At 50.1% G+C, this 12067-nt stretch carries 10 protein-coding genes; all 10 read left to right on the forward strand.

Annotated elements, in window-relative coordinates; translation table 11 throughout:
* The first annotated feature begins 40 nt into the window (after nucleotides 1-40).
* Entirely contained in the window at nucleotides 41-670 is a 630-nt protein-coding gene (locus B5F34_RS10990) for a DUF2807 domain-containing protein (RefSeq protein WP_087338747.1), read from the forward strand.
* Between the two features lie 164 nt (nucleotides 671-834).
* Nucleotides 835-2076, forward strand: coding sequence for an ABC transporter permease (locus B5F34_RS10995; protein ID WP_239448924.1), 1242 nt, complete (start codon nucleotides 835-837; stop codon nucleotides 2074-2076).
* Nucleotides 2077-2091: 15 nt separating this feature from the next.
* The gene (locus B5F34_RS11000) at nucleotides 2092-3351 is read left to right on the forward strand and encodes an FtsX-like permease family protein (protein ID WP_087338750.1); all 1260 of its coding nucleotides are present in this window, start codon (nucleotides 2092-2094) and stop codon (nucleotides 3349-3351) included.
* A gap of 87 nt (nucleotides 3352-3438) precedes the next feature.
* Nucleotides 3439-4764: an ABC transporter permease gene (locus B5F34_RS11005; protein ID WP_087338752.1), complete on the forward strand. Its 1326-nt coding sequence runs from the start codon at nucleotides 3439-3441 to the stop codon at nucleotides 4762-4764.
* A 6-nt stretch (nucleotides 4765-4770) separates the two neighbouring features.
* Nucleotides 4771-6027 carry an FtsX-like permease family protein gene (locus B5F34_RS11010; protein ID WP_087338756.1) on the forward strand — a complete coding sequence of 419 codons (1257 nt, stop codon included), beginning with the start codon at nucleotides 4771-4773 and terminating at the stop codon, nucleotides 6025-6027.
* Nucleotides 6028-6241: 214 nt separating this feature from the next.
* Nucleotides 6242-7681 carry a tetratricopeptide repeat protein gene (locus tag B5F34_RS11015; protein WP_087338758.1) on the forward strand — a complete coding sequence of 480 codons (1440 nt, stop codon included), beginning with the start codon at nucleotides 6242-6244 and terminating at the stop codon, nucleotides 7679-7681.
* 31 nt (nucleotides 7682-7712) lie between these two features.
* Nucleotides 7713-8210 (forward strand): NfeD family protein, encoded by a 498-nt coding sequence (locus tag B5F34_RS11020; RefSeq protein ID WP_087338761.1) that lies wholly within the window; start codon nucleotides 7713-7715, stop codon nucleotides 8208-8210.
* A 21-nt stretch (nucleotides 8211-8231) separates the two neighbouring features.
* Nucleotides 8232-9233, forward strand: a complete 1002-nt coding sequence (floA, locus tag B5F34_RS11025; RefSeq protein WP_087338764.1) for a flotillin-like protein FloA — start codon at nucleotides 8232-8234, stop codon at nucleotides 9231-9233.
* Nucleotides 9234-9400: 167 nt separating this feature from the next.
* A complete protein-coding gene (locus B5F34_RS11030) occupies nucleotides 9401-10279 on the forward strand; it encodes a nucleoside phosphorylase (protein ID WP_087338767.1) in 879 nt (292 codons plus the stop codon).
* Nucleotides 10279-11670 carry a tRNA uridine-5-carboxymethylaminomethyl(34) synthesis GTPase MnmE gene (gene mnmE, locus B5F34_RS11035; RefSeq protein ID WP_087338791.1) on the forward strand — a complete coding sequence of 464 codons (1392 nt, stop codon included), beginning with the start codon at nucleotides 10279-10281 and terminating at the stop codon, nucleotides 11668-11670. The genes B5F34_RS11030 and mnmE overlap by 1 nt, the downstream gene beginning before the upstream one ends.
* Nucleotides 11671-12067: the final 397 nt, after the last annotated feature.

Genomic DNA, 12067 nt, shown 5'->3' on the forward strand with positions numbered 1-12067 from the left:
CCCTCGGGGGGAGTTGAGGGGGCCAAACAAATAATTAATTATGAAGACTACAGCTATCTATACATTGCTGGCCGCTACGCTGGCTTTCTTTTGTGTTTCATCCGTGACGGCCGACGACGGCGATGCACGTGTAACCCAGACGCGCAAGGTAGAAGCCTTTCACGCCATAGACATCACGACTGTGGGCGACATCATCTTTACGCAGGATGACGCCTATTCCCTCCGCATTGAGGGACGGGAAAAGTATGTGAACAACACCGTGACTACCGTGTCCAAGGACGGTACCCTGTCCATCGGTTTCAAGAAGAAGAACCTGAACAGGGGCAATAACAACGGCGTCACCATCTACCTCACCGCCCCCGGCCTGGACGACATTGAATTCAAGGGCGTGGGCAGCTTCCGTTGCGAAGAGACCCTGAAGCTGGACGGCGACCTGGACATCCGTATCACCGGAGTGGGCGAGGCGGTCATCGACGACCTGCGCTGCCGCAACCTCGACTTGCACATGAGCGGTGTGGGCGATGCCAAGGTGACTGTCGATTGCGACCATGTGGATGCCTCCATGAGCGGCGTGGGCAGCGTCACCTTGCGCGGTCGTGCCAAGACTGCCGACCTGCACCGCAGCGGCATCGGCGAGCTGGACCGCGACGGGCTGAAGGTAGGGGAGTAAAGCCCCACCAACCTCCCCCGAGGGGAGGCTTCCGATACTATAACCATACATTCTCCAAAGCTCCCCCCCTCGGGGGGAGTTGAGGGGGGTAAACATTTATACTCATGATTAAGCAATAGTTTCAACAAGCCTGGGCACAACTGTGGCAACAGCCGCTCATCAGCATGGTGAATGTGGCGGGTACGGCCTTGTCCATCTTCCTCATCATGCTGGTGGTGATGGTGCAGCAGGTAGATGTGGCACCGTTTGCTCCGGAGAGCAACCGCGACCGCATGCTTTATTATAAGAATACCAGTGTGAGGAACGAAAGGATGTGGGGAGCTGATGACAGCAGCAACGGCTGCATGAGCGTGGAAGTGGCCAACCGCTGCTTTCGCACGCTGACCACGCCGGAAGCCTGCACGGTGTACACCACCTGGAATGTCACGACTCCGGTCAGCATGCCCGGCCAGCCCGCTTTTTCCGTGGACCTGAAGGAAACGGATGATGTATTCTGGCGTGTGTTCGACTTTGGCTTCATCGACGGCAAACCCTATGACAAGGCCACTTTTGATGCCGGACAGCCTGTGGCGGTCATTACCCGCAGCGTGGCGCGAGCCCTATTCAGCACGGACCGCAACGTGGCAGGACGTGAGTTTCTGTTGAACCATGCGCCCTACCGGGTGGCTGGTGTCGTGGAAGATGTCAGCATATTGGCATCCACGGCCTACGCTCAGGTGTGGGGGCCTTTTACTTCAACCGATACACCCAAAGATGTCAGTACGGGCGGCATTATGGGGAACTTCAGTTGCGCCCTGTTGGCACGCAGCCGGGCAGATTTCCCTGCCATACGTGCTGAGAGCGACCGCAGCGTGCGTGCCTACAACGATGCCCGCAAGGAGGAGGGCTGGGAAATCTTCATGCGCAACCGTCCCTATGACCAAGAGAAGAACGCCCTTGCTACTAGCTCGAACAACGAGCCCGATCTACAGGGAGAGCGCAACCGGCGCTTGATGGTTTACCTCATCCTACTGATAGTCCCCGCTATCAACCTGAGCAGCATGACGCAAAGCCGTTTGCGGCAGCGGGTGGCGGAGATTGGCGTACGCCGTGCGTTCGGTTGCACTCGCTGGGAGTTAACTGTGCAAATATTGGCGGAAAACTTTATCGTCACGTTGCTGGCGGGTACCATAGGCTTTGTCTTGAGTCTGCTGTTCGGCTTTCTGGCAAGCGATGTGCTCTTTGCGCAGGAGTTTAGCAGAACACTCAACCCACCCGTGGTGGATGCTTCTATCCTGCTGCACGCTTCTACTTTCGGATGGGCCTTGCTGTTCTGCTTTGTGCTCAACCTGCTCAGCACCGGCATTCCCACCTGGCGTGCGGTGCGCATGAATATTGTGGAATCCATCGGAGGCAGACTTCATTAATTAAGGAGATAGACTATGCAAAAGAAACTATTCAGACAGATACGAAATGAGTGGCGGGGAAATACTTGGCTTGCCCTCGAACTGCTGGTAGTCAGCGTGGTGATGTGGTTCATCATCGATATGCTCTACTGCCGTGCCGCCACTTATCTGGAGCCGCGAGGCTTCGACACGGAGCATTGCTACCGCATCTACTTGGGTAGCCTGACGGACAAAAGCCCCGATTATACGCCCTATGAGGATGCCGCCCGCCAGCGCGACGACATCCTGGAGGTGGTGGAACGCTTGCGGCACCGTCCGGAGGTGGAGGCCGTCAGCCTTTCCCTCAACGCCCATCCTTATAACGGCAACAACAGCGGATGCTCGCTGGAGTATGACACCCTGCGCAGCAGCGGTTTTGTGGTGCGCCGTTATATGACGCCCGACTTCGTTCGTGTGTTCCGATACCGGGGTGCCAAGGGCGAGACACCCGACCAACTGGCCCAGCAACTGACGGAAGGAAAGCTGTTGGCATCGAACAACATATTCCGTCGTTATGGTGTTCCTCTGACCCGGATTGCCGGCGACGGTTTCCATTTCGACGGCGATACGCTGACCTCCTATACGGTCATCGCCCTGCAGCCCGTGCGCTATCACGACTATCAGCAGGCTTATTGGAGCTATACGGTTTGTGCTAACATGGAGCAGTATTTTAACCAGTCTCCGGGTCTGGTCAATCCTTCCAATGAGTTGTGTGTGCGTGTCAAGGCCAACCAGGACCAGGACTTCATCGACCGCTTGCGTGCCGATAGCGAGAAACAGTTCCGCATAGGCAATATCTACATAGCCGATATTCGGAGCTTTGTGGACATCCGCCGCAATTTCCAACAGTCATGGAGCAAGGATACGCAGTTTCTCTCTGCGGGCATGGGCTTCCTCCTGCTCAACATCTTCCTCGGCCTGCTGGGCACCTTCTGGTTCCGCACACAGCAGAGGCGGGGCGAGATTGCCCTGCACAAGGTGAGCGGGGCCACCGACCGTGCCGTGTTCGCCCGCCTGCTCAGCGAGGGGCTGCTTCTGCTGCTCATCGTCACCATGCCCGCGCTGATTATCGACCTCAACCTGGCCAAGGCCGAGCTGAACTCGTGGCGTAACGGCACGACGCTGGAGTGGGACAGGCTGCTGCTCTGCACCGCCGCCTCGTTCGTGCTCATCGCCCTGATGATTGTCATCGGCATCTGGTATCCCGCCCGCCGGGCGATGCGGGTGCAGCCGGCCGAGGCGTTGCATGATGAATAGGGTTTTAAAGGCATCAGATGCTCTTTAGCGAGGGTATTCGTGACCCATGTATAAAAGGTATGAAATAAAATAGAGATAAATTCTACGATGAAACAATTATTCAATCTTATCCGGCAACACCGTTTCTATACGGCAATATGTGTCATCGGCACCGCTGTGACTGTGGCCTTTGTCATGGTGGTGGTGATGGTCTATGATTTCCGCACGGCCAATGTTGCGCCAGAAACGCGGCGCAGCCGTACGATGTACCACGACGGTACACTCCTTATGCGCAATGACGGCACCAGTCGCATGGGTTATCAGGGGCTCGGACCGATGGCTTTTCACGCCCTATATGACAGTCTGCCGGGCGTAGACCGGCTGACCTGGCACGGCGGTCTGTGGAAAGCTGTGTGCGCCCTGCCTGCCTCGTCCGACCGTCGGTCCGTCTTTCTGCGCCCCGTGGCGGCCGACTGGTTCGACTATTTCCGTTATGACTTTGTGGCCGGGCGACCCTTTACTCGTGCCGAGTATGATGCGGCCCGCGCAGCCTTTGAAGTAGCAGGCGATGAATTCCGCAGTTTCCGAAACCGCGACGACGGGGTGTTGCGCCGTTTTGTCGTCATCAGCGAAAGCCTGGCGCGACAACTCTTCGGCAGTGCCGACCGGGCGGTGGGCAGTGACTTCCTGATGGATTTCCAGCCCGTCCGTGCTGTGGGTGTGGTCCGCGATGTCAGTCCTATTTTCCAGACAGCCTATGCCGATGTGTGGGAACCCTTTCCGTTGACAAATGAAGACGGAGCTTATCTTAACATCGGTACAGGTGGTTTGGGTGGCTACCATTATCCTGTGTTTAGTCTGGATCCCGGTGCACAGCCCGCCATAATCCGTGCCGAGGTGGAGCGCCGCGTGGAGCAGCTCAACAGCCAAGGGTTAGAGTTTGTCCTCAAAGATCCCCGCCTCTACACCCACATCCAATACACCTTCTTCCGTGATGCCGACATCGATGCCCGCCTGGTCTACGCCTTGCTATTGCTGATACTCTTTGTAGTGCCTGCTGTGGGTATCTCCGGCCTGGTGCATGCCCAAATGCAGAGCCGTCTGCCTGAGATAGCCATTCGCAAGGCTTATGGAGCTTCCAATACCGACATCATCGGCCGCCTGTTCGGCGAAAGTCTGTTGACCACGCTGCTGGGTGGCCTGTTGGGATACGTACTGTCATGTTTGCTCGTAGTGGCCGGCAGTTTGTGGCTGTTCGGGACTGGTGGCATAGGAGAGGGGCACATCCTGGTGGGGATCGACCTGCTGCTGCGTCCTTGGATGTTCTTGTCGATGTTGGCCGCGTGCTTGGTGTTCAATGCTTTATCTACGCTGGTGCCCGCCTGTATGGCCGTGCGGCGCAGCATATCATATACATTAGTAGGAGGAGAATAAGGAACCATGTGGAAACAACTATTTAATCAGATATGGAACCAGCGGCGTGCCAATACATGGCTATGGCTGGAACTGGCGATGGTAACCACCCTGTTGTGGTACGGCATCGACCTGGTGTATAACTACGAGGGTGCCGCCCGTCTGCCCAAAGGCTATGACACGGACGGAGTCTTCGACCTTATGGTGCAGACCAAGCCTTTGGAGGCCATTGACGGTGCCGACAATGAACGGGCAGGGGAGGACTTCACCTATCTGTATAATCTGATAAAAGATTATCCTGGGGTGGAAGAAGTCTGTGCCTACTACGGCAGTGTGCCTTATACTGGCGAATCCATGTTCGAGGGTTACGCCCCGCACGATGACTCGACGCATGTGGTAAAATGCTACATCCGCTACGTCACCCCATCTTACTTTAAAGTCTTCCGTCTGCAACCTCTGGCCGGGCAATTGGACGAAGAACACTGGACACCGGCAGAGTTTCCCATGCCCGTCCTGATGAGTGCCGATCTGGTTGATTCGCTCTTCCATCTGCCCAACCGCGCGGATGCTGTGGGGCGTACCTGCTTCAATCCCTATTGGCTGAACAACAAAGATAACCCAGTGACTAGCTATCGCGTGACCGCTGTATTACCCCGTCACAAGCTTAATGACTATGAGCGTTACGAACCGTTTATCTATTTGCCTGTGTCAAAGGCTCTGTTCTGGCAGCACATTGCCCTGCGTGTGGCACCTGCCCATGTGTCAGGTTTTGCCGAACGCTTCCGTTGTGATATGCAGTCTGTCTTCGACCGCGGCATCTTCTATCTGGATTACATCCGTCCCTACAGCGATATGAAGGCTGCCTACGACGTGCAGCAAGGCACGGTGAACTACCTGAATACCGTGTATAGTATAGCAGCCTTCTTTGTGTTCAATGTATTCCTATGCGTGTTGGCTACCTTCTGGTATCGTACCCGAAAGCGTCGTTGCGAGATAGCCTTGCGTATGGCAATGGGCAGCAGCCGTATGCAGGTGATGCATTACTTTCTGGCAGAGGGGTTGGGGCTGCTGTTGTTGGCGGCAGTGCCGGCGTTGATTGTCGCTTTCAATGTTCAGATGGCCGACCTGACTGTCCATACGCTGGTGGATGTGTCATGGGGAAGGTTTTTTGGATGTTTCCTGGGAGCAGTGGCTTTGCTGGCGTGTATCATCGTGCTGGGTATTTGGTACCCCGCTCGCCGTGCCATGCGCATCCAGCCCGCTGGAGCGCTGCACGATGAATAGTTATTCCCCCATATTTCCAGAGGAAAGACGAAATGAATGATGCCTGCCCTGAACAATCTCTGCTTATTATTGAATGCCTGATGTTCAACTTTCTATCCTTTCATTCATGGGCTTCTTCTCCGGTTTGTGCATCCCGTTGCCAAAGCGCTTGGGTAAATTTGGATATTCGGCAGATATTCCTTATCTTTGTCACATGAAATAATTAATCATATCTATGACATCAAAAGTCTTTCTATATCTGTTCCTGACTGTTTTGACGGGGCTGTCCGGCAGCTATGCACAGACTCTGGCAGAAGCTCGTAAACTGTATGAGGAAGGTCATTATGCCGAAGCCCTCCCTGTGTTTGCGCGTTATGTAAAGCAGGTTCCCGCTAATGGCAACTACAACTTGTGGTATGGTGTGTGCTGCTTTCAGACTGGCGATGCGGTTACGTCCGTTAAATACTTGGAAACTGCCGTGAAACGTCGTATCCCCAGCGGGCAACTATGGTTAAGCCGGGCTTATGACAAGACTTACCGCTTTGAAGATGCTGTAAGCACAATTGAAGATTATATTGATGACTTGAAACGCCGTCGCCGTTCCACAGCAGAAGCAGACTCATTGCTGTCCGTTTTCCGTGCCCATTTGCGGATGCTCAAAGGGGTAGAGAAAGTATGTGTCACCGACAGCTTTGTGGTAGCCAAGGATGATTTTCTGGAAGCCTATCGGCTAAGTGGTCAGGCGGGAAAGCTGTTTTCGTATGCCGAGCGCTTTCCTGACTCCAAGCGAACGGGAAAGACTGTCTATGAAAATGAACTGGGCAATAAGATCCTTTACAGCGAAGCTGATAGCCAGGGATTCCAACACTTGTTCTCAAGCGTCTGTCTGCTTGATAAATGGAGCGCGGGGACTCCCCTTGTCGGTCATTTCCCGGATTCTGTAAACATGGCCTATCCCTATCTGATGTCAGACGGCATGACCCTCTATTATGCCAGCGACGGGCCAGAGTCGATGGGCGGATATGACATCTTTGTGACACGCTATAATACCAATACCGATGCTTATCTGCGTCCGGATAACGTGGGTATGCCATTTAATTCTCCCTACAACGATTATATGTATGTTGTCGATGAATATGCCAATCTTGGATGGTTTGCCTCCGACCGGTATCAGGCGGCAGATTCCGTATGCATTTATGTCTTTATTCCTAATGTTTCCAAACAAGTGTATGACTATGAGCAAATGGATACGGAAAAACTCCGCTCATTGGCTGCACTGCTCAGCTTACGCGACACTTGGACTGACCAAGAACAGGTTGAAAAGGCCCGTACCCGCCTGGCAGAGATAGGGCAGACAAACTTGGTTACGGGCAAAAATCATTCTTTTGAATTCATCATTGATGATCGACGGACGTATTATGCCGAAAGCGATTTTCATTCTTCCGAAGCTTTGGGACTCTTTCGGCAATACGAACAAAAGAGAAATACTCTGCAACAACAACAGAAGCGTTTGGACGAACTTCGCATGCGTTATATTTCTGCTAAGGCAAGTGGACGCAGTGAATTGCGTCCGGCCATTCTTGACTTGGAACAGAATCTCCGGAGGCTTGAAGCGGAAATATCACAGATAGCCAAGCAAGTCCGTAACGCAGAAATCGGTTCAGGCAATTTTTAATTTTCCATTTATAACTTTACTGACTGCCATTATGGACATCTTTATCATTATCCTGCTTATTATAGGCTCGGTTATACTTTTTCTGGTAGAACTCTTCATCGTGCCAGGTATCAGTATAGCCGGTATACTGGCTGGTGTGTGTGCCATCTTTGCCAATTACTATGCTTTTGCTCATGTCGGCATTACGGCAGGTATCGTCACTTTGTTGGTTACAGCTGTGGTATGCATAGGAGCCATTGTATGGTTTATGCGTTCTAAAACCCTCGACCGCATCTCACTGAAGCAAAATATCACTTCAAAAGTGAACCGCAATGCAGATGTGCATATCAGGCAAGGAGATACCGGTATTACAACTACTCGTCTGGCCCTTATCGGATATGCTGACTTCGGAGGCAATATTGTAGAGGTAAAATCGACCGGGGAATTATTGGACGAGCATACTCCTGTTCGTGTCATACGCATAGTGGACGGAAGTATTTTGGTGGAAAAACTGAATCCAGCCAAACAATCAGATAATATCAATCAATAAAAACACTATACAACAAGCATTATGGAAACAACCTCTATCTACTTAATTATCCTGTTAGCGGTGGGTGGCTTAGTGTTCCTCATCCTTTTCTTTCATTATGTGCCTTTTTTCCTATGGCTCTCGGCTAAGGTATCGGGAGTCAACATCTCGTTGGTGCAGCTTTTTCTTATGCGCATACGTAAAGTTCCTCCTTATGTTATAGTGCCGGGACTTATTGAAGCCCATAAGGCAGGGTTGAGTAATATTACCCGTGATGAGCTTGAAGCCCATTATCTGGCCGGTGGGCATGTTGAAAAAGTTGTTCATGCTTTGGTTTCTGCATCGAAAGCACGTATTGAACTTCCCTTTCAGATGGCCACCGCTATTGACTTGGCAGGACGTGATGTGTTTGAAGCCGTACAGATGTCTGTTAATCCCAAGGTTATTGATACGCCACCCGTAACTGCCGTTGCTAAAGATGGCATCCAACTCATCGCCAAAGCTCGCGTAACAGTGCGTGCCAATATCCGCCAATTGGTAGGTGGAGCAGGGGAAGACACTGTGCTGGCCCGTGTAGGTGAGGGTATTGTATCAAGTATTGGTTCTTCTGAAAGCCATAAGATGGTGCTTGAAAATCCTGATTCTATTTCCAAACTCGTACTTCGTAAGGGTCTGGATGCCGGTACCGCTTTCGAAATTCTGTCTATTGATATTGCAGATATCGACATAGGTAAAAATATCGGTGCGGCTCTTCAAATGGACCAGGCCAATGCCGACAAAAATATTGCTCAGGCTAAAGCTGAAGAGCGTCGCGCCATGGCTGTGGCTACTGAACAAGAGATGAAAGCCAAAGCCCAAGAGGCACGCGCTAAGGTGATTGAAGCCGAAGCTGAAGTACCCAAGGCTATGGCCGAAGCTTTCCGCAATGGAAATTTGGGAATTATGGATTATTATCGCATGAAGAACATTGAAGCAGACACTAATATGCGGGAAACTATTGCCCGGCCTGTACAAGGAAGTGCTTCTACTTCTCCGGAGAAATAGACTAAAAGACCTCATACTTTCCTGTCCGCCTTGAAATAGGGTGGGGAAGAAGAGTGGAAATAAAGGTCAATGGTTAGTTAGGTTTAATACATGGCAAAAAGAATCATGCGCTGCTTGTTTATCATTAACCATTAATTTATAGCATAAACTAAGACGAACAGATATTTATGAAAAAATATTTCTCCCCATCCGAACTTATAATTAATGAAGACGGGTCTGTTTTTCATCTTCACGTGCGTCCGGAGTGGTTAGCAGATAAAGTTATTTTGGTTGGAGATCCCGGACGTGTCAACCTCGTAGCTTCGCATTTTGAAACTCGAGAATGTGATGTACAAAGTCGTGAATTCCATACTATTACCGGATATTACCATGGGAAGCGTATCACGGTAGTATCTACAGGTATCGGATGTGACAATATTGATATTGTGCTTAATGAACTTGACGCGCTGGCTAATATCGACTTTGCAACACGCCTCGAAAAAGATACTTTACGACATCTTCATTTAGTGCGTATCGGAACTTGTGGCGGTTTACAGCCCAATACGCCTGTAGGTACATTTGTCTGCTCACAAATATCTATAGGATTGGATGGCTTGCTTAATTTCTATGCCGGACGTAATGCAGTATGCGATCTGCCGATGGAGCGTGCTTTTTTGAACCACATGGGATGGTCTGGCAATCTCTGCACTCCGGCTCCTTATGTTATTCATGCAGATGAGGAACTGGTAGAACGTATAGCTGCACACGACATGGTGCGTGGCATAACTTTGGCAGCCGGTGGTTTCTTTGGACCGCAAGGACGTGAATTGCGTGTACCTCTGGCAGATCCTCATCAGAACGAAAAGATAGAATCATTTACTTACCACGGATTGCATATTACCAATTTCGAAATGGAAAGTTCCGCTCTTGCCGGATTAGCCCGTCTCATGGGGCATCATGCTACTACTGTGTGTATGGTTATAGCCAATCGTTTGGCTCATGAAGCCAATACAAGTTACAAAAATACCATAGACAACCTAATCGAAACTGTATTGGAGAGGGTATGATAAACGAAGATACTATTTGTGCTATAGCCACAGCTCAAGGAGGAGCCATAGGCATTGTTCGTGTATCGGGTCCCCAAGCCATCAGCATTACTGACCGCATTTTTACACCGGCCGGGCGTCCCATTCCTTTAGTTCAACGTGAGCCTTACACTATTACGTTTGGACATATTTATAACGATGCAGGCGAAAATATTGATGACGTGTTGGTCAGTTTGTTTCGTGCACCACATTCGTATACGGGTGAAGACTGTACAGAAATATCATGTCATGGATCGCCCTATATCCTCCAGCAGGTAATGCAATTGCTCATCACACATGGATGCCGTTCTGCTCATCCTGGAGAATATACTCAACGTGCTTTCCTAAACGGGAAAATGGATCTGAGCCAAGCCGAAGCTGTTGCTGATCTTATAGCATCCACTTCTGCCGCCTCTCACCGTTTGGCTATGAACCAGATGCGAGGTGGTTTTAGTCATGAACTAGGTCACTTGCGTGATCAGTTGCTTCATCTTACCTCACTGATAGAATTAGAGTTGGATTTCAGCGATCATGAAGAACTGGAATTTGCAAACCGGACCGAACTGCAAGTCCTGTCTGCCAAGATTGAGCAGCTTATATCTCATTTAGTCCAGACATTTGCCTTAGGCAATGCAATAAAAAATGGAATACCAGTAGCAATTATTGGGGAAACCAATGCAGGAAAATCTACTCTGCTTAATGCCTTGGTTGGTGAAGAACGTGCTATTGTAAGCGATATCCACGGTACCACACGTGATGTCATTGAGGACACCATCAATATTGATGGTATTCTATTCCGTTTTATAGATACAGCAGGTATCCGTGAAACTCATGATGCAATAGAGCGTTTAGGCATTGAGCGAACATTCCAGAAAATAGATCAAGCAGAGATTGTGTTGTGGCTTATGGTTCCTACCGATGATTCGGATCGTTTATACGAACTGGCGTCAAGCATTTTGCCCCGGTGCGCCCATAAGCAATTGATTATAATCTACAATAAAATAGACCAGGCAGATACCTGTCCGTCTCATTTCTTTCATCCCTCTTTGCCCCCGCATACACTTCACTTATCTCTTTCTGCCAAATATGGCATCCATCTTGATGAGCTACGACAAATGCTGATAGAAACATCACATTTACCCAATGTTTCATCAAACGATGTCATAATAACCAATGTTCGTCATTTTGAAGCCCTTACCAATGCTCTTAAAGCCATTCAACAAGTGCAACAAGGACTTACTACCGGGCTTTCCGGTGACTTGATTTCACAGGATCTGCGCGAATGCCTTTTCTACTTGGGTAGTATTGTTGGAGAAGTTACTACGGATGAGGTGCTAGGAAATATATTTAGGAACTTTTGCATCGGTAAGTAAGATATACTTACAAACGATTAACATCAATCATCATTGATTAGTAAGGCGTTCATTTTGAGCGCCTTTTATTTTTGCTCATCCAGCGATATTCATCGTTGGAAAGTCTTTTTCAGCTCATTTTTGTACCGTATTTGTAACTCGCTTGTAGAAACCTTGTTTCTCACCAACAAGGTAGTAGAGATTTGAGACACAGTGAGACATGGTGAGACGCACTGAAACAAAAATGGAGAAATAAACGGAGAAAAAATGAGCAGTAACATCGAAATCCAAAAGAAATGTAAGAGCCTGTTTAAATTTTGCTCAGTAACATTCTTATCGCCGCCAGTTTCACCATTTCCTCAGCCGAATCGAACGTGAATTCGTAGTTCCGACAGAGCCTTCTATAATTATCGAACCA

Origin of the sequence: Mediterranea sp. An20, assembly GCF_002160055.1 — a bacterium.
In the GTDB taxonomy this organism is placed as follows: Bacteria; Bacteroidota; Bacteroidia; order Bacteroidales; family Bacteroidaceae; genus Bacteroides; species Bacteroides avicola.

Coding starts and splice junctions, on each gene's coding strand:
- B5F34_RS10990 (WP_087338747.1), top strand. CDS start 41: ATGAAGACTACAGCTATCTATACATTGCTGGCCGCTACGCTGGCTTTC.
- B5F34_RS10995 (WP_239448924.1), top strand. CDS start 835: ATGGTGAATGTGGCGGGTACGGCCTTGTCCATCTTCCTCATCATGCTG.
- B5F34_RS11000 (WP_087338750.1), top strand. CDS start 2,092: ATGCAAAAGAAACTATTCAGACAGATACGAAATGAGTGGCGGGGAAAT.
- B5F34_RS11005 (WP_087338752.1), top strand. CDS start 3,439: ATGAAACAATTATTCAATCTTATCCGGCAACACCGTTTCTATACGGCA.
- B5F34_RS11010 (WP_087338756.1), top strand. CDS start 4,771: ATGTGGAAACAACTATTTAATCAGATATGGAACCAGCGGCGTGCCAAT.
- B5F34_RS11015 (WP_087338758.1), top strand. CDS start 6,242: ATGACATCAAAAGTCTTTCTATATCTGTTCCTGACTGTTTTGACGGGG.
- B5F34_RS11020 (WP_087338761.1), top strand. CDS start 7,713: ATGGACATCTTTATCATTATCCTGCTTATTATAGGCTCGGTTATACTT.
- floA (WP_087338764.1), top strand. CDS start 8,232: ATGGAAACAACCTCTATCTACTTAATTATCCTGTTAGCGGTGGGTGGC.
- B5F34_RS11030 (WP_087338767.1), top strand. CDS start 9,401: ATGAAAAAATATTTCTCCCCATCCGAACTTATAATTAATGAAGACGGG.